At 41.8% G+C, this 21567-nt stretch carries 26 protein-coding genes; 24 read left to right on the top strand and 2 right to left on the bottom strand.

Annotation, left to right across the window (positions count from 1 at the left end; all coding sequences use genetic code 11):
• Nucleotides 1–195 precede the first annotated feature (195 nt).
• From CLU97_RS18315 to CLU97_RS18340, 6 genes are read left to right on the top strand one after another with little or no spacing between them, the layout of a single operon-like run.
• Nucleotides 196–735, top strand: coding sequence for a hypothetical protein (locus CLU97_RS18315; RefSeq protein WP_121489212.1), 540 nt, complete (start codon nucleotides 196–198; stop codon nucleotides 733–735).
• The gene (locus tag CLU97_RS18320) at nucleotides 725–2560 is read left to right on the top strand and encodes a phage terminase large subunit family protein (protein WP_121489213.1); all 1836 of its coding nucleotides are present in this window, start codon (nucleotides 725–727) and stop codon (nucleotides 2558–2560) included. Before CLU97_RS18315 ends, CLU97_RS18320 begins: the two co-directional genes overlap by 11 nt.
• Nucleotide 2561: 1 nt before the next feature.
• Entirely contained in the window at nucleotides 2562–2924 is a 363-nt protein-coding gene (locus CLU97_RS18325) for a hypothetical protein (protein ID WP_121489171.1), read from the top strand.
• Complete coding sequence (locus CLU97_RS18330; protein ID WP_121489214.1) at nucleotides 2900–3121, top strand: phage head-tail joining protein; 222 nt, start codon at nucleotides 2900–2902, stop codon at nucleotides 3119–3121. The genes CLU97_RS18325 and CLU97_RS18330 overlap by 25 nt, the downstream gene beginning before the upstream one ends.
• A complete protein-coding gene (locus CLU97_RS18335; protein WP_121489215.1) occupies nucleotides 3112–4569 on the top strand; it encodes a phage portal protein in 1458 nt (485 codons plus the stop codon). Before CLU97_RS18330 ends, CLU97_RS18335 begins: the two co-directional genes overlap by 10 nt.
• The gene (locus CLU97_RS18340) at nucleotides 4538–5215 is read left to right on the top strand and encodes a phage tail protein (protein WP_121489216.1); all 678 of its coding nucleotides are present in this window, start codon (nucleotides 4538–4540) and stop codon (nucleotides 5213–5215) included. The genes CLU97_RS18335 and CLU97_RS18340 overlap by 32 nt, the downstream gene beginning before the upstream one ends.
• A gap of 127 nt (nucleotides 5216–5342) precedes the next feature.
• On the opposite strand, the gene CLU97_RS18345 is transcribed toward CLU97_RS18340, so the two are convergent.
• A complete protein-coding gene (locus CLU97_RS18345) occupies nucleotides 5343–6314 on the bottom strand; it encodes a HaeIII family restriction endonuclease (RefSeq protein ID WP_121489217.1) in 972 nt (323 codons plus the stop codon).
• Complete coding sequence (locus CLU97_RS18350; RefSeq protein WP_121489218.1) at nucleotides 6314–7405, bottom strand: DNA cytosine methyltransferase; 1092 nt, start codon at nucleotides 7403–7405, stop codon at nucleotides 6314–6316. The genes CLU97_RS18345 and CLU97_RS18350 overlap by 1 nt, the downstream gene beginning before the upstream one ends.
• 164 nt (nucleotides 7406–7569) lie before the next feature.
• On the opposite strand from CLU97_RS18350, the gene CLU97_RS18355 reads away from it, so the two are divergent.
• From CLU97_RS18355 to CLU97_RS18435, 18 genes are all read left to right on the top strand, one after another.
• Entirely contained in the window at nucleotides 7570–9489 is a 1920-nt protein-coding gene (locus CLU97_RS18355; RefSeq protein WP_183084610.1) for a prohead protease/major capsid protein fusion protein, read from the top strand.
• Nucleotides 9490–9516: 27 nt separating this feature from the next.
• On the top strand, nucleotides 9517–9837 hold the full coding sequence (locus tag CLU97_RS18360) for a DUF2190 family protein (protein ID WP_121489220.1): 321 nt from the start codon (nucleotides 9517–9519) through the stop codon (nucleotides 9835–9837).
• Nucleotides 9830–10165, top strand: a complete 336-nt coding sequence (locus CLU97_RS18365; protein WP_147436519.1) for a hypothetical protein — start codon at nucleotides 9830–9832, stop codon at nucleotides 10163–10165. Before CLU97_RS18360 ends, CLU97_RS18365 begins: the two co-directional genes overlap by 8 nt.
• Nucleotides 10162–10620, top strand: a complete 459-nt coding sequence (locus tag CLU97_RS18370) for a Gp37 family protein (protein WP_121489222.1) — start codon at nucleotides 10162–10164, stop codon at nucleotides 10618–10620. Before CLU97_RS18365 ends, CLU97_RS18370 begins: the two co-directional genes overlap by 4 nt.
• Nucleotides 10621–10641: 21 nt before the next feature.
• On the top strand, nucleotides 10642–10803 hold the full coding sequence (locus CLU97_RS23810; protein WP_183084611.1) for a hypothetical protein: 162 nt from the start codon (nucleotides 10642–10644) through the stop codon (nucleotides 10801–10803).
• A gap of 1 nt (nucleotide 10804) precedes the next feature.
• Complete coding sequence (locus CLU97_RS18375) at nucleotides 10805–12220, top strand: phage tail sheath family protein (RefSeq protein ID WP_121489223.1); 1416 nt, start codon at nucleotides 10805–10807, stop codon at nucleotides 12218–12220.
• 6 nt (nucleotides 12221–12226) lie between these two features.
• On the top strand, nucleotides 12227–12751 hold the full coding sequence (locus CLU97_RS18380; RefSeq protein ID WP_121489181.1) for a phage major tail tube protein: 525 nt from the start codon (nucleotides 12227–12229) through the stop codon (nucleotides 12749–12751).
• A gap of 133 nt (nucleotides 12752–12884) precedes the next feature.
• The gene (locus CLU97_RS18385; protein ID WP_121489185.1) at nucleotides 12885–13235 is read left to right on the top strand and encodes a hypothetical protein; all 351 of its coding nucleotides are present in this window, start codon (nucleotides 12885–12887) and stop codon (nucleotides 13233–13235) included.
• A 139-nt stretch (nucleotides 13236–13374) separates the two neighbouring features.
• Nucleotides 13375–15555 (top strand): phage tail tape measure protein, encoded by a 2181-nt coding sequence (locus CLU97_RS18390; protein WP_121489224.1) that lies wholly within the window; start codon nucleotides 13375–13377, stop codon nucleotides 15553–15555.
• On the top strand, nucleotides 15552–16403 hold the full coding sequence (locus tag CLU97_RS18395; protein WP_121489225.1) for a phage tail protein: 852 nt from the start codon (nucleotides 15552–15554) through the stop codon (nucleotides 16401–16403). Before CLU97_RS18390 ends, CLU97_RS18395 begins: the two co-directional genes overlap by 4 nt.
• Nucleotides 16403–16624: a tail protein X gene (locus CLU97_RS18400; RefSeq protein ID WP_121489226.1), complete on the top strand. Its 222-nt coding sequence runs from the start codon at nucleotides 16403–16405 to the stop codon at nucleotides 16622–16624. The genes CLU97_RS18395 and CLU97_RS18400 overlap by 1 nt, the downstream gene beginning before the upstream one ends.
• A complete protein-coding gene (locus tag CLU97_RS18405; RefSeq protein WP_121489227.1) occupies nucleotides 16612–17667 on the top strand; it encodes a phage late control D family protein in 1056 nt (351 codons plus the stop codon). Before CLU97_RS18400 ends, CLU97_RS18405 begins: the two co-directional genes overlap by 13 nt.
• A gap of 53 nt (nucleotides 17668–17720) precedes the next feature.
• A complete protein-coding gene (locus CLU97_RS18410) occupies nucleotides 17721–18206 on the top strand; it encodes a hypothetical protein (RefSeq protein WP_121489228.1) in 486 nt (161 codons plus the stop codon).
• The gene (locus CLU97_RS18415; protein ID WP_121489229.1) at nucleotides 18206–18427 is read left to right on the top strand and encodes a hypothetical protein; all 222 of its coding nucleotides are present in this window, start codon (nucleotides 18206–18208) and stop codon (nucleotides 18425–18427) included. Before CLU97_RS18410 ends, CLU97_RS18415 begins: the two co-directional genes overlap by 1 nt.
• Nucleotides 18428–18478: 51 nt before the next feature.
• Nucleotides 18479–19396 carry a GPW/gp25 family protein gene (locus CLU97_RS18420; RefSeq protein ID WP_121489230.1) on the top strand — a complete coding sequence of 306 codons (918 nt, stop codon included), beginning with the start codon at nucleotides 18479–18481 and terminating at the stop codon, nucleotides 19394–19396.
• The gene (locus tag CLU97_RS18425; RefSeq protein ID WP_121489231.1) at nucleotides 19396–20499 is read left to right on the top strand and encodes a baseplate J/gp47 family protein; all 1104 of its coding nucleotides are present in this window, start codon (nucleotides 19396–19398) and stop codon (nucleotides 20497–20499) included. The genes CLU97_RS18420 and CLU97_RS18425 overlap by 1 nt, the downstream gene beginning before the upstream one ends.
• Entirely contained in the window at nucleotides 20492–21124 is a 633-nt protein-coding gene (locus CLU97_RS18430) for a phage tail protein (protein WP_183084612.1), read from the top strand. Before CLU97_RS18425 ends, CLU97_RS18430 begins: the two co-directional genes overlap by 8 nt.
• 1 nt (nucleotide 21125) lies before the next feature.
• Nucleotides 21126–21566: a hypothetical protein gene (locus CLU97_RS18435; RefSeq protein WP_121489233.1), complete on the top strand. Its 441-nt coding sequence runs from the start codon at nucleotides 21126–21128 to the stop codon at nucleotides 21564–21566.
• Nucleotide 21567: the final 1 nt, after the last annotated feature.

Genomic DNA, 21567 nt, shown 5'->3' on the forward strand with positions numbered 1-21567 from the left:
ACGGAAATCCCCTTCTACGGCGCTACGAGCCCCAAAAAAGCGCTAGTCACAGAATTTTTTCCTGGTTGCCGGTTGCCAGTATGACAGCACAAAAATGCAGCATTAATAAGGGGTTTGGAAAGACCAGCCTGGCAACCAGACACCACTTTAGTTGCCACCATGGTTGCCACTTTGGTTGCCACTCACTAAAAAATTATGAAAAAAGAAAAATATTTATCCATAAGAGCATATGCCAAGCGCGTAGGGGTAAGTCATGCTTCGATTCAGAAGGCCATCAAAGCAGGAAAAATTTCTAAAGGCTATGATTCAGAAACCAAAACCATCAACCCCGATATTGCAGATCAGGAATACGGTTTTCAGACCGAGATCAAAAAGATCAATGAAAAATTAAAAGAAAATATATCCCAGCAGCAATTGGATGCTTACAGCGGTCTCGATGTCGTTGAGATACAAATCTCTCATCAGGACACAGCACCCGAAGCCTTGCGAAAGCAAATCATCATTAAAGCGCAGCTCGATCTCTTGAAACTCAAAACAGAAAGCGGGCAGCTCGTAAACAAAGAAGAAGTGTATAAAGAAATTTACGCCTATGGCAAAGAAATTAGAATGAGTCTGCAAGCTATCCCCGACAGGATCATAGATCAGCTCCTGACCATGGACCGAAACGATGCCCATAAATTATTAACAGAAAGCATCAACGAATCTTTAATAAAACTTACAACCTATGCTCATTAAAGGATTTTTAGACGCCTTACAACCAGAACCCATACTATCTGTGAGCCAGTGGGCAGATCAAAACCGACTCTTAGACAGTAAAAGTTCAGCAATGCCAGGAAAATACAGAACTTCCATCACTCCGTTTCTCAAAGAGATTATGGATCATCTCGGGGAATATTCTCCTGTAGAGGAAGTTATTGTCATGAAAGGAGCACAGCTGGGCGTGACCGAGGCTGGAATCAACTGGATAGGCTACACCATTGATGTTTCACCCTGTCCTATGCTTTTTGTAGAACCCACCAAAGAAGTGGTGGAACTGGTAAGCAAGACCAGAATACAGCCCATGCTCGAAAGCTCGCCCAGCTTGGCACACAAAGTAAAGCCACCAAAGTCCAGAGACAGCGGAAATACCCTGACAAAAAAAGAATTCCCAGGTGGGATATTGAGGTTAGCGGGAGCCAACAGCGCCGCAGGGCTCAGAAATATGCCCGTCAAAAGACTCATGCTCGATGAGGTAGATGCTTATCCTGTGGATTTGGATACTGAAGGAAATCCCATTGACCTGGCAAAGAAAAGGACTTCCACATTTGCCAAAAGAAAAATCTTCATTTTATCCACTCCGGTAACAAAAGGGCTTAGTGTTATTGAGCCCCTGTTTGAGAGTACCGACCAGAGATACTTTTTTCTCCCATGCCCTCATTGCGGAGCTTTGCAGCATTTGAAATGGGAAAATTTAAAATATCAATACAACAAAAGCTCAAAAGTGGCAAAAGAGGTTTACTACCAGTGTGAACACTGCCAGGAAGGTATTCAGGAATCCGAAAAAACAAAAATGCTGGAGAGTGGAGTTTGGATACCTACAAAGCCTGAGAATCAAAATAAAAAAAGAGTAGGCTATCATATCAATTCCCTCTATTCCCCTTTAGGATGGAAAAGCTGGGAGGATTTGGCCATAGAATATGAAGAGGCCATTGGAGATGTCCCGAAAATGAAAACGTTTTACAACACCTCCTTAGGACTGACCTATGAAGAAAGCGGAGATAAGCCCCAGTGGGAAGCATTGTATGACCGTAGAGAGGATTACCCAAGAGGAAAAATACCCACTGATGAAATTGCTTTTTTAACAGCCGGGGTAGATATTCAGAAAGACCGTATCGAACTGGAAATAGTAGGCTGGTGTGAGGGGAAGGTTTCCTACTCCATTGATTATAGAGTGCTAATGGGGTTTGTGGCAGGTGATGGCAGCGCCCAGGTTTGGCAAAAACTCGATGCCGTCCTGAATGAAACATGGATAAGACCCGACGGCACACAGATGAGTATCAGAATGATGTGTGTGGACAGTGGAAACTGGTCCAGTGAAGTCTATGCTTTTTGCGGCCGTTATCCCCCTTCAAGAGTCGTCCCCATCAAAGGACGTGACAATCAGATTACCATTATTTCTGCTCCAAAAGCCGTGAATGTTACCAGAAAAAACAAATCCGTGGACGGGGTCAAAGTATGGCATGTCGGAGTTTCATTATTGAAGTCAGAGTTATACGGCTGGTTAAGAGTTAATCCAGGAGATCCAGGGTATTGTCATTTCCCGATGTATGATGAGGCCTACTTCAAAGGACTGACCTCTGAAGAACTTATTACAACCAAAAATAAAAATGGACACACGGTACAGAGGTGGGTGAAAAAGTTCACCCGAAATGAGCCCCTCGATATCAGGAACTACGCCAGGGCTGCGGCCCATATGGTCGGCATGGACTCCTTTTCACCCAAACATTGGGAACTCATGCGAAATAAAAGAACCGGAGCAGTTAAAAATAAAGTAAAGAAGAAATCAGATTTTTGGAATTAATATGGAAAAACACATCACAATACGCATTCAAATGCCGTTAAGCCTTGCAGAAATGGCCATTCATGCTGCATGTATATACTATCAGACCACCCCAGAAGAATTATTTGGAAAAAGTCCTAATCACGAGCATTCAGAAAGAAAATCACTCGTCTATCATTTGTTAAAAACAGAATGCAATATGACAGTCCCGGAAATTGCAAGAATAGCCGGTACCAGCCGACAATATGTGAGCTATATGCTCGATCGTGTGGATATCCGCTCAAGATTGTATTTGTCAAATGCTTGCCACTACAAAAATATACACCATATTTTCACAACTTTACAGAAAGAACAAAAAAAATGGATGGACCAGAATTCACAATAGAACAGTATTACGCCTTGAATAAGAGTATCGCACAGGGAACCTTAACTGTTACCTATGGTGATAAAACCGTTACCTACCGCAGCCTTGATGAGATGCTCAGAATCAAAAATCTCATCGCAGCAGAATTGGGGCTTATCAAAAAAGACAATGGCCGAAAAGTAGGAGTCTTTAGTAAAAACTGGAAAAAATGTCCTTAGAATTAAATTTACTCGATAAAGTAGTTTCTTATTTCAGTCCGCAGTGGGGACTAAAAAGAATACAGCGGCGTAATGCAATGGATATCCTACAAAGAGGGTATGAAGGAGCACGAAAAGACCGCCGTACCAAAGGATGGAATGTGAATGATTTTGAACAGGCCGCAAAACTAGCCGAAATTAAAACCCTGAAAAACAGAAGCAGGGACCTCTACCGAAACAACCCCTATTCTTTCCGGGCTCACAATTCCATTGCCAACAATACCACCGGAAGAGGCATTGTTCCGGCCATTAAAAATGAACTGCTAAAAAAAATCTGGAAGGACTGGGCCCATCAGACCTCAGTGGATTTTGACGCCAATTGTAATTTTTATGGATTACAGAACCTTTGCATGAGAACACTCTCTATGCATGGTTCAGTACTCATCTTAAGAATTAAAACCAATAATAAAGAACATATTCCATTAGAACTCAAGGTGGTTTCCACTAAATTTTTAGACCTCTCAAAAGATACCATAAAAACTTCCACCGGGTCATATATTTCCGGGGGAATTGAGTTTGCTTCCACCGGAAAAAGGAAAGGATACTGGATTTACGATAAGGATCCGGAGCTGGAATATTCTAAAAGCACATTTTGGAAAGATCAGGATGTGATCCATCTCTTTTTCCAGGACGAACCCGGGCAGATCCATGGAGTTCCATTTGGTTCTCCCTCCATGATGAGCTTAAGAGATTTTGACGATTATTCGGATGCGCAGCTGGTAAGACAAAAGATCGCCTCCTGCTTCTCCATATTCATCACCAAGACAGATGCTGAAATGATCGGGGCAGACACCCAGGATTATGAAGAGTTTGACAGGGTGGAACCAGGGCTCATTCAGACCTTAGAGCCAGGCAAATCGGTCACTTTTGCTTCCCCTCCTCCCGCAGACGGGTATGGCGAATATTCCAAAAACGTCCTTACAGGTATTTCAGCAGGCTACGGCATGAGCTATGAAGCCATGACAGGAGATTTAAGCCATGTCAATTACTCCAGCGGACGCATGGGGTGGTTAGAATACCAAAGAATGATTGAGACATGGCAGAATTTTATTCTCATCCCTAAATTATGCGCGAAAGTATGGCTTTGGTTTGTAGAGGCAGGAAATTTATTAGGCATTCTTCCCAAAGACACGCCTAAAACAGTGGAATGGACCGCCCCGGGTAGAATGATGATTGACCCTGTAAAAGAAGTGAACGGACTTTTAGCACAGGTAAGAGCCGGATTTATGAGCTGGCAGGAAGCCGTAAGACTTTTAGGCTATGCCCCGGAAGAAATTCTGGAAGAGATGAAAATTTCTAAAGAATTATTTGACAAGGCAGGCCTTCACCCAAAATCAGATCCCCGATATGATGCGGTAAATCTAAAAAATCAGAGTAATGATACAGGTAACAATAGCACACACCAGTAATGGCCTCAACTTTTTGCAGAGACAATTAGAGGACAGAAATCTTAAGAAAGCCAGCACAAGGGCCCTAAATAAAGCAATTGCAAAAGGTAACACCCATTATAGGCGAATGATTTCTGAATATTATAACATTAAGCCTATTGATATCAGAAATTCTATTGTGCTGAAAAAAGCAACCTATTCACAGAATGAGGCTTCTATCTCAGGAAATTTCAAACCCTTGAGCTTATCCAGGTTTGGTCCACAGTTTGTTAATGGCCGAAGTGTTATTTCTATTCGCTCGGTGAGAAATAAAGAAACAGGAAGAAGAACTTTACAGCAAAGAACCCGAAATGCAAGGAAAAACGAGCAAGCCGGTGGAGGGGTTTCTATTGAGATCAAAAAAGGAAGCAGAAAAGTTATTCCTTATGCTTTCTTAACAAAATCATCGGCAAATACCGGAGTTGAAAAACAAATTTTTGCCAGAGGAAAATACGCCGGAGGAAAATTCGAGAAAGCAAAAGAAAGATTCCCCATTACCGCCATGAAAACCACTTCTGTTTTTGGGATTTTGACTAATGACCCTATTCAAAGAAAAATAGAAACAGAATCTAAAGAAACTCTGCAAAGAGAGTTTGAAAGACAAATTTATTTATTAATAAGAAGATAACGTTTCGCTGTTTTGCAAAGTGGCGGATTGTATGCACAACTGTTGATACGAAGCAGTTCGCATTCATACACCTCACATTGGCGAGGCATTATAGGCAGGCTACCTGTCAGCGTACTATTGACCGACCTTAACCAATAAACAACTGATTTGAGAAAAGAGAGTGAGGTGCGGATACTAAATTAATATCAAACTTTAAAGATGGCTCAATCCGAGAACTTGCATTATGAATACGGAAAGAAATTTGCCAACCTTCACTTAACGTTACTAAAATAGTTGTCTTTGAATTATCTTGGTAAACTACTTCAATCAAACGGTTTGGTAGTTTCAGACGCTGAATTTTTGCTTTTGGTTTTACGCTTTCAAAAGGTAAATTCAATGTTCCGTGTAAATTATAGGCTTGAATTTCGACCTTGTTTTTACCTTTTATGACTTTGTAAAAATCTTGATTACCAATCAAATACTTAATTAAATTTTCGGCTACAATTCCAGGGTTTTCGTTATCCAAACGCAATAATTCTTTCTTAAAAGCATCCAAAACAGGAACATAAACGGATGTATGATAATCGCCTAAGGTATCCCATTTTTGGGTTGCTTTGCTTGCTGTTCTCAGCTTTGCCAAATTATCGAAAACAGGTTTGACTTCTTGGAAATATTCAGCAGAACAAGGAAAGCCTAACCACTTTTGACCAAAATCAATATCGTTTGACAAACGAGAATGTTTTACGGCTCTATGATTGTTTTTTGCCGAAACTCCTATTTCCCATTTTTGCAATGAGCGAATAGCCAAAACATCGCGAACATCACCGGTTTGACCAGCTTTGTCGGCTACAATCTCGAGTTGTAGAATATCTTCATCACTAATTCCGTTTGATAAACGTGGCTCAATATCAAGTAAAAAATTTACCGCAAAACTTGCCACTAATTTGTAATGACTTTGTTCCTTTTCGTCAAAGCTTGTAAAACATTTCAAAGCAGTTTTGTAAGGTTCATTTTCAACAAATGAAACAGAAGTTAGCACTCTTAAACGTTCTAAAAACTCGATTAGCAAAGCATATTCAAATGCTTTTCCGTTTATGGTTTGGGTTGCAATTTTTGACATTATACTGTTACTCGGTTTACAATTTCATTCAGTTTTTCAATTACAACATTTCCATTGTATTCAGTAGAAATAGGTTTTTGAACAACTTTATTAATAACGTTCAAATGATCTAAATCAGCATAAATCTTTTCTGCCAAAATCACACCCATTCTAACAGGAACAGCATTTCCAATCATTTTGTAACCAGCGGATACACTGCTATATTCAAATGAAAAAGTATCCGGAAAAGTTTGAATTCTTGCACATTCCCGAACACTTAATCTTCGATATAAATGTTCTTGACCTTTCACAAATTCACGCAAATTTTGTTCAATAAGTTTCATTTTTGGAGCTTGTGGGTGGATTGGTGCATGACGACCACCAGCTTGGATTGTAAATGACACTTCATCCCAAGAGCGAACCCTATTTCTTGACATAAACATCGACGAAAAACCACCAATCATATATTCATGGTTTGATACTTTGCAGTCTTTTCCATTGGTATAGTTCCCTTCTTTTGCAGGTAAGGCAGTATCTTTTAAATCACTAATTGCTTTTTCAAGAGTAATTTTGTTTTCTAACGTTGTGGGTCTTGGAAAGGTGAATTTAATTCCCAAATCTTTACGATAACCTATAAAAAAAACACGTTTCCTATCTTGTGGAACGCCATAATCTGAGACATTCAATAACTGAAATGACAAGTCGTAGCCTATATCAGTAAACATCTGTTTTATGTTTGCTAACGCTTCTTTATGAGCAGGCAACAACATTCCAGACACATTTTCAGCCAAGAAAAATTTAGGTTTCTTATCTGCTAAAATTCGCATAAATTCATAAAAAAGCTGACCTCTTTTATCTGCAATTCCTCGCTTTGAACCAGCCTCCGACCAGCTTTGACAAGGAGGTCCGCCAATAATTCCATCACAATCAGGAACTTCATTTGATGGAATATCGACAATACTTCTTCTATCTAAAATTGTGTTTTTATGGTTCTTTTCATAGGTTGCCCAAATTTCTTTATCATATTCATTTGCCCAAACGACATCAAAACCAGCTTTCTCAAACCCTAAATCAAGACCACCTGCACCTGCAAAAAACGATACGACTTTCATACCTTGGAAATTTAATTATTCAACAACAAACTTACTAATTTAAAAACATTTCGCCCAAATTATGAGCGGGAAAATTGACCAGTCTATAACAAGAGTTTTGCATAATGGCGGTGTGTCAAATATTTAGCAAATATAATTTGAATACGAATTCTTTGTTTTGTATCATGAAAAAGGCAAAAGTTTCCTTATCCTACGTCAGGGCTTCAATACCCGAGAACAGCTTCAATGAAAAGAACAACACCATTGAGGTGGTTTTCGCTACAGAAACTCCAGTAAAAAGGTATGACTGGAATGAAGGATGCTATTTCAATGAAGTTCTCGAGATTTCCAAAGATGCCATCAATTTTGAAAGACTCAATAGAGGACTTTCTGTTTTGGACTCCCATCAATCCTATGGACTGGAAAATATTCTGGGCGTGGTAGAGTCTGCCTGGATCGATGAAAACACCAAAGAAGCCAAAGCCATTATCAGACTTTCCAGCACGGAAAAAGATGCAGATATCATTTCTAAAATCAAACAGGGCATCATCCGTCATATGAGCGTTGGCTACAAGATAGACCAGTACACCGTTTCAAAAAATGGCAAAGAAATTCCAGAGTATAGAGCCACCCAATGGACACCCAACGAATTATCACTGGTACCCGTTCCGGCAGACTTTAATTCCGGAATACGATCTCAGCAAAAAGAAGAACATTTTAATTTAATTGATATAATGGACCAAGATAATATCACAGCGGATGAAGTCCCAACACCGCCAAAAGTTCAGGCAACACCCACTCCTGAACCCAAAGTAAATGAATCAGAGGTAAGAGCAGAGGCTGTTGCCCAGGAAAGACAAAGAGCAATGGATATTTCAGAGGTCTGCCAGCGGGCAGGCTTAGAAACAGCCTTCACAGATTCACTCATAAAAAACGGCACCTCGCTGCATGATGCCAGGGCATTAATCATCGATGAAGTAGCCAAAAGAGCCAATCCGGCGCCCGTAGCAGCTCCCCCGCCAGCAGAAGTGGCGCAAGATGAAGCCCAGAAAAAAAGAAACTCAATGGTAGAAGGAATTGTGGCAAGAGCTATTCCCGGATCTATAGACCTTAAAGGAAACGAAAAAGCGCTACAGTTCAGAAACATGAGACTTCTCGATGTAGCCAAAGACAGATTAACAGCAGCGGGTGAAAACTTCTCGATGTTAAGTGAACAGGAAATGGTAAAAAGAGCATGGGCTACCACAGACTTCCCCACCCTCTTATCCCTGGCCTTTGACAGATCCCTCAGAAGGTTCTATGAAGGCTACGCCGATGAGTGGAGATTCATCGCAAGGCAGGAAAACGCTACCGATTTCAGAGAAAAAACAGGAATCAAAGTCGATGGTGCTGTGTCTTTTGATGAAATTCCCGAAGGAGGAGAATACAAAGAAAGCAATATCCTTCAGGCGGAAGATGCCAAAATAAAACTTAAAAAATTCGGAAGAAAATACAGCATCAGCGATATTGCCATTATCAATGATGATTTGAGTGTCTTCAGCAGACTGCCACAAATTATGGCACTGGGAGCCCAGCAATTCCAAAGTGATTTAGTTTGGTCCAATATCACCGATAACAAAAATGCGCCGGACGGAAAGGCTTTATTTCATGCTGACCATAAAAATTACGATGCCACAGGAGCCCCTCTCACCACCGATGCATTAAGCATTGCAAGAACCGCTATGAGAAGGCAGAAATCCCCCGCAGGATTAAAATTAGGAATTAAACCCCAGTATCTGTTAGTACCCCCGGAATTACAAACCACCGCAGAAAGACTCGTATCAGCAGTACTGGCTACCGAAACCGGAAATGTTAACGTTTTCGCAGGGCAGCTCAAGGTCATGGTAAGCGATCAGCTCGAAGATCCCAAAGCATGGTACCTCCTGGCAGATCCTTCAGCCATTTCAGCAGACGGCATCGTGTACGCTTACCTCAATGGTCAGGGAGGACTTAAAACAGAATCAAGAGTCAACTGGGATACCGATGCCCTGGAAGTAAAAGGATCCATGGCTTTTGCCACCGCCGTATGGGGATGGGAAGGATGGTATAAAAACAAAGGAAAATAATTTTTTTTCTAAAAATTACAATTAAACATGAAAAATTATATCGAAAAAGGAGAGTTTCTCCACACTGTTTTAGAAGATACTGTAAAAGGAGGAGATCTGGTGATCAAAGAAGACACCATAGGGGTAGCCGTTTCAGATGGGAACGGAATAGATCTATGCGCTATAGCCGTTGAGGGAGTCTTTGAACTTCCTAAAGCTACAGGGGTCGCTTTGAGTCAGGGGAAAAAAGCATACTTCATTTCTGCTGACAAAACCGTTACCGGCGTGGCTTCAGGCAATACACTCATCGGCTACGTTTGGGAAACTGCTGATGCCACTAACCCTGTAGTAAGAGTGAAAATTGGATAATGTATTCGACTCCTTCAAGGCTCAGACATTCGATGTTATCGCAACAACGATGGGATATGATGCCCAGTGCAGAGGAATCACAGCAAGAGTACTTTTCAACCATCCCAGTGAAAATGAAAAGCTCTCCGAACATAATTATGATTATGACCGTCCTACTTTAGAATTTAAAGTAAATGACTGGGAAGGAATCCGGGAAGCTATTGAACGAAAAGAAGATGTTCTGATCACCCTCAGAGAAAAAGAGTATTACGCTATGAAAATCATAGGCGATGATCGTATAGCCCAAGATGGAGACACCTATAAAGTACTACTAGAAGAAGCATCATGAATTACCAGGCAGTAGAATCAGAACTCGCACATCAGCTGGAAGCAAATACAGATTTATCTGCAATAGCAGATATTACAGTACTTCCGGAAGATATTGCACAATACAAAATACCGGTTGTGAATGGTTTAGTGACCGTTGTTTTTATGAGTGAAATCTTTGATAAAAATCAAAGTATCGGCCCAATATCACAACACAGCACCGCGACCTTTACTATCAGCATTCAATCCAGAAGATTAAGAGGTCCAAAAGGAGTTTACAGCATTTCAGAACTCATCAAGCAGTCCTTGATGGGGTTTACCCCTACAGATTGCGGAGCGGTTTCTTTAGGGGATTTTGCTTATGTAAACTACCAGAATGATGTCTGGGAATATTCCCTGTCAGTAGCATGCAGATCACTCAGAACACAAATCCTCCCCCACTCTGTTGATCCTCCGCTAACGGATCAACCGGTATAGGATCAACCCGAATAATGACATATGAAAAAGTACATCTATAAAGGTCTTGTTAAAACGACACTTGGCGGCTATATTGTTGTTCCAGGCTCAGTCATTGAGCTCTCAGAAAAAGACGAAAGAGTAAAAAGTCTCCTGGCACAGGGACTTTTAGAATTAGTAGAAACCAAAAAACAAACAAAATAATATGGCAGCAAATTATCTTCACGGGGTAGAAACACTCGAAATGAAACAGGGCACCAGGACCATACAGGTGGTCAAATCGGCCGTAATAGGTCTGGTGGGTACTGCCCCGTCGGGTGAAAAAAACACCCCTATTCTGGTGAATTCAGAGAAAGATGCAGCGCAATTTGGAAGTACAATATCCGGATTTTCTATTCCCGGAGCTTTAGAGGCTATTTTCAATCAGGGAGCCGGAACAGTCATCGTGGTCAATGTTTTTGATCAGACCAGACATACCACACCGGTAACCGATGAGTCGTTGAAAGTAGAAGACAGAGCCCTTAAATTAACCTACCCTCCCCTGGATACGGTCATCATAAAAGATGCTGACGGAAACCCCGCAGACTATGTGCAGGATATTGATTACAGCATCGATCCTTTTGGAAACTTCAAGGCATTGACTCCCCGTATTGCAGATGGAATATTTATCAAATTTTCCTACAAAAGACTCGATGAAACTAAAATTACGGCCGGCGATATCATCGGGGAGATCAACCCCGCAACCGACCAGAGAACCGGACTCAAATGCCTGGAACTTGCTTACAATCTTTTCGGGTTTTCTCCAAAAATTATCATTACCCCTACCTTTTCCGATGACAAGACCGTGGCAGCAGAGCTTATTTCCACCGCTGAAAAACTACGGGCCATATGCTATTTGGATGCTCCCTATGCCACGACCGTGCAACAAGCCATTGAAGGTAGAGGACCAGAAGGAACCATTAACTTTAACACCTCCAGTAGTAGAGCACAGCTCCTGTATCCCATGCTCAAAACCTATAACACACAAGCCAATTTAGAGGAATTATTTCCTTATTCAGCCTTCCTGGCAGGGGTGAGAGCTAAAGTGGATCATCAAGAAGGCTATTGGGTGTCGGATTCCAACCATGAAATTAAAGGAATTACAGGAATTGAAAGAGAGATCAGTGCCGGTATCTCTAATAGCAGCAGCGATGCTAATCTTTTGAATGAAAAAGGAATTACTACCGTATTTAATTCCTATGGCACCGGGTACAGAACATGGGGAAACAGAAGCGCAGCATTTCCTACAGGTACAAGTCCTGATAACTTTATCGCCGTAAGGAGAACAGCAGATGTGATTAATGAAAGTATTGAACAGGCATGCCTGCAATTTGTAGACCAGCCCATCACTCAGGGATGGATTGACACCGTCAGGGAAACCGTGAACGCCTTCTTAAGAACTCTCCAGGGGCGCGGAGCCATCATAGACGGGGTATGTAAATATTTGCAAGAAGATAATCCCCCAACACAGCTGGCACAGGGACATGTAACATTCTATGTCGACTTTATGCCGCCAACACCCGCAGAGAGGATTTCCTTTACTTCACTGATCAACATTAATTATCTAAGCTCTTTAAAATAATATAAAATGGCTCAAAAAATCAAAATCGGAAGACTCACCAACGCCAATATATATGTGGATGGAGGGAGCCTTTTGGGGCGTGTTGAAGAATTTCAATGCCCCACCCTTACTTTCAAGCAGTCTGAACATAAAGCCTTAGGAATGAATGGTACCATAGAATACTATTCCGGCATCGACAAAATGGAAGGTTCCATGAAATGGACCTCTTATTATCCTGAATTTTTAAAGAAAATGGCCAATCCATTTAAGGCCGTAAGAATTCAGGTAAGGGGAAGTTTGGAAGAATACCAGGGCGGAGAAAGAATAGCACAGACTCCTGCCGTTGTTTTCCTTACCATTCAACCAAAGAATTTTCCCCTCGGAAATTTCCAGCAGCATGATAATGTCGAACTTTCCACAAATTATGGATGTACCTATGTCAGACTGGAAATTGGAGGAGAAGTCATTACGGAAGTAGATGTAGAAGCCAATATCTTTAAAGTCGATGGAGAAGATCTGTTAGCCGCTTACAGACAAAATCTGGGGATTTAATCCCTTTTATTGTCAATATCTGTTTTAGCGTTTTTTATCCTTTTATAACATTGGTTTAAGGAAAAGCTTGTCAAATATTTGGCAAGTTTTTTTTCTGCTTTCTTTCCTAGTTTTGAGCTTTAAACAAAGTATTATGAATAAAGAAATTTTCCCAACAGAGCCCAGCGAGGATGGCTTTTTCTACCAAAGTGAAGAGGAGAAAAACAGCGGCATATTAACCCGGAAATACGACAACGGAAGTGAAGTAAAACACCTTGAACTCAAGGATGGCCGAAAAGCTTCGGTGAGAAAGCTCAAAGGCCGGGATTTTGTCGAAACCAAGAAAAGAATGCAAAACGATCCTGCCGGTGATTTTGAAACCATCAATATGAGTGTTGCTACCACCATAGAGGGGAAACAGCAGCCCCCGGAATTTTATCTCGATGATCTCTTCCAGGATGATTATGCAAAACTCATGATCGCGTTTTCTTCATTAAATTTTTAATAGGGCTCAGGGAAATAGCCTTTACAGCGCACTTCTATGGCATATCACCATTAGAGGTAGAACAGTGGTACAGCCGGGAGATATACCTTTATTATAGAGAAGCGGTAGCCATTCATAATACCTTAAACTCTATCGAAGAATGAATCATGCAGCAACCGCCGTAACCCTTTTACTCAGAGCCGATATTTCAGGCGCAGAGTCCGCCATCAGACAACTTGACAGATCTTTCTCCGGCACATTAAGCAGAATCAATGCACAGGGACAATCCTTGATCAATAAGGGGAAGAAAATGCAGGAGGCAGGCCTTTCCAACATGGCCGGAGGTGCTGCCATGCTCGCTCCATTAGGTTTAGCCGTAAAACAGTCCATAGAATTAGAATCAAAAATTGCCGATGTGGCCAAGGTAACCAATGATGATTTTGGAAGTAAAGGGTTTGCTGAATTAACCCATAATGCCATCGCTGTTTCTAATCTATACGGAGGGGCTGCTACCAGTGTAGCAGAACTCATGGCCGAATTGGCAGCAGGAGGCGTGGCCAAAAAAGAAATTGATGGAGTGGCCAGGTCTGCCAGTAAGATTTCTTTCGCCTTTGACATGGCAGCAGGTGAGGCCGCCAAAGGCTATATGGTCATTAAAAATGCCATGGGCATTACCCTAAAAGAAACCGATGCCGTAATGGATGCCATGAACGCCGCCACCAACAAATTTGGAGGTAAAGCTTCCAATTTAGTGACTTTTATGGCCAAGGGCGGAGCCTCTGTAGCCAGTACATTAAAAGTTTCAGGAACTCATATGCAGGCCTTCGGGAATGCCCTGCAGGTTGTAGGACAAAGCGGTGAAGAGTCCGCAACCATTATGAAAAGATTCCAAAAAGCCATCATGGGAAATAAGGAGCTAAGCGCTATGTTTAATAAAGCAGGCGGCGGAGCTAAAGGACTCATCGCTATTTTGGAAAAAGCCAAAGCCAGCGGAAATGCCTTTAGCTGGCTCAATAAAAGAGATGTCGGTGAATACAGTAACGCTGTAGCTCAATTAGCAGCCAATATGGATACAGCAACCGGAGTCAGAAATCAGCTCAACTTTCTCTCTAAAAATTCCAATGTGACAGGCAGTGTTCAAAAAGAAGCCCAGAACCGCTTAAAAACAACAGGTGCACAACTGGAAATCCTAAAGCAGCAAACCATCAATGCCGGTATTAAAATAGGAGGCGCTTTATTACCCTCCCTAATGAAGCTGGCTCAGGCTGCAAAACCATTCATAGACAACCTTTCTAAATGGATAACAGAAAATCCTAAATTAGTAGAGGGTATTGTAAAAACCATTGCAGCCATTGCCGCTCTAAAGATAGGAGTCGGCGCCTTACAATTTGGACTTGGCAGTACGATCACCACGATAGGAAAATTTATCACTGGCGGAAGTAAGGCCCTAGGTGCCATTTCTAAGTTTTCCTCAACAATAGGACCGCACATCGGTAAAACTTTCACCGTAGTGGGCAGAGTTTTTACCGCCATAGGACCCGCCGCTATCAAAGCAGCTATGGGTCTGGGAAAAGCATTCAGGGTTATTGGGATCGCTTTTTCAGCAGTATCAAAATTACTCATCGCAAATCCCTGGATACTTGCCATTACAGCCATTGCAGCAGGTGCATACCTTATTTATAAAAACTGGGATAAGATCTCCACCTGGTTTTCTAAATTATGGACCAGGGTAACCGCTATTTTCCGATCCTATATTAAACTCATAACAGCCCTGCTCATAAAATTTACGCCTGCCGGACTGATCTATAAACATTGGGATAAGATAAAAGCATGGTTCTCCTCACTCTGGGGCACTCTAAAAGAACTCTTTAATAAAGGACTGGAAGGCATTAAATTTTTATTTTTGAATTTCACCCCGCAGGGGCTGATCTACAAACACTGGTCTCCCATTACTGCTTTTTTCCAGAAGTTATGGGACAAGGTCAAAGAGATATTCGCTAAAGCGATCAGTTGGATAAAAAATTCTGCAATAGGACAATTAATCAGTAAGATGTTAAGTGGCCTGCAAGGAGCCGTGAGCAGTACCCGTTCCGCTCTTGATTACGCCTCAAAAAATTCTCTGGACGCAACAATTAATCATGTGGGAGGCGCCAAAGGGCTCCCTCAACCCAAATCGTATGCCCGAAATCTAAACAGCAGCATGAGCTTCGCACCGGTGATTAATATAAGCGGCAGTATGGATCAGATCACCCAACAAAAACTGACCGCTCAGATGCGTAGAGATTTTGAAAAGCAAATGGCAGACTACAGTCACGGACAAAAAAGAAAAGGATTCGCATGATATTTCAATTAGGCAATAAAGAATTTTCAGGACTTTACGCCCCGGAAGCATGGTCTTATTCCGGAAACGAGGCCGTGCTCTCCCAGTATGATTTGATAGGCTCCAAGCCAAGGCTACAATTGGGGAGTGAAACCCTGGAAGAATTATCCCTACAGCTCACTTTAAGAGCTGATTTCTGTAATATCAATCAGGAATTACAGGATTTTGAAACCTGGAAAAGCACAGGAGAAATATTACCGCTGATATTAGGCAATGGGGAGTATATCAACGATTTTGTACTCAAATCCGCAGCGAAGACCATCTCGCAGACTTTCAGCGATGGCTCCCCTGTTGAGATTCAGGTTTCCCTGTCTCTTTTGGAAGTCGCTAATGATCCTGATAAGAAAAAAATCAATGCAAGGAAAAATGCACGCGCTGTTGGAGATAAACAGCAGATCAATACACTTCCTCCACAACCCAAAACCTCAGAAGCACAGGCCCATAAAGCACTCATGGATGCCCAGTTAAAAGCATGGCAGGCCGCTGAAACAGCCAATCAAACCCTCCAGATGGACAATCCCGCTTCTTTATTTGACAAAGTTAAAAACACTCTCGATCAGGCGCAGAATAACATGACCAAAGCAATCGATGCTATTTCCCAAACCCGGCAGCAGATCCATAATGCCGCCGGTATTATTTCAGCCCTTAAAGAGTCTATGGCTCAGCTCACAGAGGTTAAAAGTTTAATGAAAGAGCCTTTTAAACCAGAAGAGGTAAAAGTTTCTGTTTTGAATGTAAAGAACGGAATCAGAGCAGTGAATATCGCTTCTGCTGTATTCACTAATGATATTATTCTAAGAAAAATATAATGGCTGATACCATTCAATATATTACGCAAGATGGAGAGAGATGGGATTCCATTTCCTGGAAAATGTATGGAACCGTGAGAGAAATTCCACGATTAATTTCTGCTAATCCCCAGGTGCCCATTTCCGAAAGACTAAAAGCAGGTACAGTGCTGGTGGTTCCGGTGCTGGAAAGTTACAACCTCAAAACCGATAAAGACCAATTACCGCCATGGAAACAATAGATCAGATATACATCAAAGTACTCTATAATGGTAAAAACATTACCGCAGATGTAAGCAAAAGCCTCATGTCTTTGGGGTATACCGATCATATGTCCCAAGCCGACACCCTGGATATTTCCCTGGAAGATTCACAGGGTAAATGGCAATCTGAGTGGTATCCGGAGAAAGGAGCCACAATTACCGCTCAAATCGGGATTTTAGGAGCTGAGGTCTTAGATTGCGGAACCTTTGAAATTGATGAGATTGAATTGTACGGCAGCCCCGATGCTGTCAATATACGCTGTATCGCAGCCGGATTTAAACAGGGACAGAAAAGAACCTTAAAAAGTCATGTTCACGAAAAGAAAACCCTTTCTCAGATCGTGCATACCATTGCCGCAGATTTAGGGTTGAAAGTCATTGGCACTATCGGTAATATAACAGTAGACAGGCTCGTTCAGCAGAAAAAAGGAAACCTGACCATGCTCAAAAAACTCGCTTCCAGATACGGCTATACCTTCAATGTCAGGGACCAGAATTTAATTTTTATTAAAAATCAAGAGCTCGAGAGTAAACAGGCCGTAGCCTATTTCGATAAAACCGATCTGATCAGCTTCTCTTTAACCGATAGAACTTTTGGTACCTATAGCTCCGCATCTATCAGATTTCACAATCCGGAAGCAGGAGCCATTATTGAGTACAAGACCTCTGAGGGAGGACTCCCTAATTCAGATGATATCCTGCATTTAGAACAGAGCGTAGATAGTATCGAGCAGGCACAGCAGATCACAAAATCAGCCCTCCGGGAAGCGAATAAAATGCAGCAATCAGGAAATATTTCCCTTCCCGGATCTGTGGTTCTGATAAGCGGCAATATCATTTCCCTGCGTCGCCTGGGAAGACTTTCCGGGGGTTACCTGATCAAAAGTGCTTCTCATACCTTGAGCAGTACCAGCGGCTGGCTGGTAGATGCAGAGGTCTATAAAGTAGGATGTAAGGAGGAGCTAGAAAAACAGACCGAAAAAAATACCCCGAAAAAAAATAAAAAAAACAGCAGCCAGTAAGTTTTAATGATAATAAAGCCAACTGGAGAATCCTTAAAAAATTGACCACCACAATGCTAAAATTCGGATTTATAACAGAAATAGACCACGCTAAAGGGTGTGTCAGAGTGAACTTTGCCAGCGATCAGATCGTCAGCAATCCCCTGCCGGTATCTGTACCGGCTTCAAAAAAAGATAAATACACATTCCCATTTTCAATCAATGAGCAGGTATGGTGCCTGATGGATGAAAACTGTGAATTCGGAGTCGTGGGCGGTGCCATCTATTCCCAGAAAGATTTCCCGCCACAAGGAGCCCGTGAAGATAAGCTCATCACAGAAATGAACGATGGTACATTTAGACTGGAAATCGATAAAGCAAGCGGGAAATTCAAGATCAGCAATCCGGATGTTAGTTTTAAGGAATTGTTTGAGGATTTAAAATTACTCATTCAAAACCTCAAAGTCAAAACATCCTCAGGACCCAGCGTAGGACTCCTGCCCGATACCATAGAGCGGTTAAACCAGTTCGAACAGAAATACGAAAAAATACTATCCTGATGCCATTAGATAAAAATACATTAAAAACCGAAATTAAAGCCATTCTATCCGATATGGAAAACAAAGAAACGGACAGCAAAGAAGAATTCGCCCAAAGACTTTCAGAGGCTATTGATGCATTTGTTAAGAGCGCTACGGTAACCATTGCTGCAGGAATTCCGGTAACAACCTCCGGCGGATCGGGCTCTACTTCAGGGGAAGGAGCTGGAACCATCTCCTAAAGGCAAATATTCAGCAAAAATTTTCCCGGCACAAGACATTAAGTTTGCCCTATGCAAGTGAGCGATATCCCAACAAAAAACTGGCAGTTAGACCTTAACAATGCAGGGAAAATTCTAACCGGATATGATGATATTCAGCAGTGTATTGCTGTTATTCTGCGCACCCGAAAAGGAGAAGATCCCCTGAGACCCGACTTTGGAAGTGATATCTGGAAATGGCTCGATAAACCCATATCCGCCTCAATTCCCAACATGAAAAGAGAAATTATTCAGGCCCTGCAATCATATGAACCCCGAATAACCATCCAAAAAATTGTCCATGAAATGGATATAACAGAGGATAAAAGCAATATTATTTTTGGTATTACCTACAAAACCGCAGAAGATTACACGGGTACCTTTCAGTATTCCCTGAAACAGGACACCAGGCCTTTGGCTCTTTCCGCTTCCTACCTGACTAATGCATTCCTCTATTTCATTGATATGTCTTTACAGGGAATGCCCGTGAGTCCCGCTAGTCCACAAAATGGGTTCCTGTCTATTAATGAAATGATGAAATGGGTTCATCAATTTTGGGGAAATTTGGGCAATTGGTACTTACTCCTCCAGGAAAACAAGGTGATCGTGTATATCAATACCCAATTAGGGGCATCCGGTAAACTTGCCATCACAAGTGTTACTGGTGAATTACACGCACCATTTCCAGAGAGATACGATCTTATGAATTACAATGTTGTATTGAAGAAAGAGGGGAAAAGAATATCGCCATGGCCATCAGAAGGTTTTGAGACAGAAAATGAAGCGTTGAATTTCGTAAGTCAGCAATACAAAGACTATGGGAAGTGGATCTTAAAAGACAATTATTTAGTGCTCATAGCAAGTGAGCCTTTAGATGGCTGTACGTTAGAAATTAACCTATTAACAAAAGGGGCTTTTAGCTCTGATTTTAATGAAGACTTTGAAATATAATGGAAGCACCTGAATTTATAGATATAGACCCTGAAACCATTATCCGCGAGATAAAATCGGACTACGAGCAGATGACCGGCAGTACCCTTTATCCCGGACAGGTAGAACAATTGCTGATTAATGCTTTGGCCTATCGGGAAGTCTTATTAAGAACACAGATTCAAAATGCCGCAACACAGAATCTGGTAGCCTTCAGCTCTGCTCCCTTTTTAGATTTCCTGGGAGATCTGGTCGGCGTAAAAAGACTTCCCCCTTCTAAGTCTTTCGTTCAGGTAAAAATGAAATGTACGCCAGGACACGGAGTTCTCACCATACCAAAGGGCATCAGAATACAGTCTAATAATACCGGGGAGGTCTTTGCTCTCATGGAGGATGTAACCTTTCAGGCTGATGAAGATGAAAAAACAGCATCACTTGTCAGTGTGAATAACGGCGCACAGGCTAATGGATTGAATCCCGGGGAAATATCAATCATATTAGACCCTCAGCCTTATCTCTTCTCGGTAACCAACATCAATACATCCACAGGCGGAAGCAATGAAGAATCGGACGAAGCTTTGCGCCAGCGTATTATGCTGGCCCCACAATCATTCAGCAATGCGGGAAGCCGCGGAGCGTATGCTTTTTTTGCACGCAGCGCCAATGCAGCAATTATGGATGTAGGAATCACCTCCCCTGTTCCGGGACAGGTTAATATTTATCCATTAATGAAAGATGGAGAATTACCTGACCAGGGCATTTTAGATGAAGTAAAGATGGCTCTTGCCGATGAAAAAGTAAGACCCCTCACAGACACCGTTATCGTACTGCCCCCTACCGCTAAAAGTTACCAGATTGATGTTGATCTCACATTAATCACAGGGGCTTTACGTTCGGAAGTTATCGCTATGGTACATGATAAACTCATCAATTATGCCAGCAGCAGGATGATGAAAACAGGGCTTGACGTGGTTGTCGAAAAAATTATAGGGGAAGCCATGAAAGTAGATTCTGTGTATGACGTAAAGGTAAATTCACCTTTATCGACAATCCTTGTCGGTGAAGATCAGGTGGCCCTATGCACGGGGGTCAATGTTAAAGCAACAGGATATAGCGATGAATAATATACTGCCCGAGAGCTTGCAGCAACCCCATATTATCGCTTTTGACCTTTTGGCAAAAAAACGCTTTAATGCCATAGAGCTAGATACTCTGCTGGCCTACATGATTGATTCTGTCCCAGAGTCCGTCTTAAGAACATTAGCGATTCAGTTTGATCTCATGGGATACAATGGATGGAAACTCGCAGACACCACCGAAAAGAAAAGAGATCTTATCAAAACAGGAATTGAGCTTCACAGGTATAAAGGGACGCTCTGGGCCATCAAAGAAGCCCTGAGAACAGTCGGATTTGCTGATGCAACCATTACTGAGCATGTAAACCACTGGGCAGGATTTACCATTGAACTGGGTATTGGACAGAATGCTGTAGATCCACAGCGTATTGAAGATGCTCTGGCCATGGTCAAAGCCTATAAGAATGAACGCTCACATCTGATGGGATTTGAATTTAAACTCGATTTCGATGAGGGCCTTACAATAAAAGATGACAGCTATGAAGCGCCCGGAATAGAAAGTGAAGATGCGGTATTCTTAGGGGGTGACTTTATATATGACGGCACCTACACCTACAATGGTGAAAAAAATTACAACAACGACAACGATGTTTTAGAAATCATAATAAGCTGATATGAAAGAAAATATAATAACAAAAGGATCCCTGGAAATCATTGTAAAAGATTCGGCAACACGACAAACCCTGGAGCGGATGAGCGGTGATAATCTTATTGTTTCGGGAGGAATCATCAACGTAGCGAAACTATTGGGCGGAGAAGCTTCCGGGAAAAGTATTTCCAAAGTAGGTTTTGGTGAAGGTCTCACCGATCCCTCACCACAAGACAATGCCCTGGTCAATGGGTTCTATAAAAATATAGATAGCATTACCTACCCTTCCCTGAGTAAAGTACAATTTACTTTTTCTTTAGCTGCAGGGGAGGCGAACGGACTCAAAATTACAGAGCTGGGACTTTTTAATGCAGATCTGGTCATGTTTTCAAGAAAAACCAGACCGGAAATACTCAAGACATCAGCAATTATTTTAACAGGAATCTGGACCATAACAATTAACTAAA

The sequence above is a fragment of the Chryseobacterium sp. 7 genome (assembly GCF_003663845.1).
In the GTDB taxonomy this organism is placed as follows: Bacteria; Bacteroidota; Bacteroidia; order Flavobacteriales; family Weeksellaceae; genus Chryseobacterium.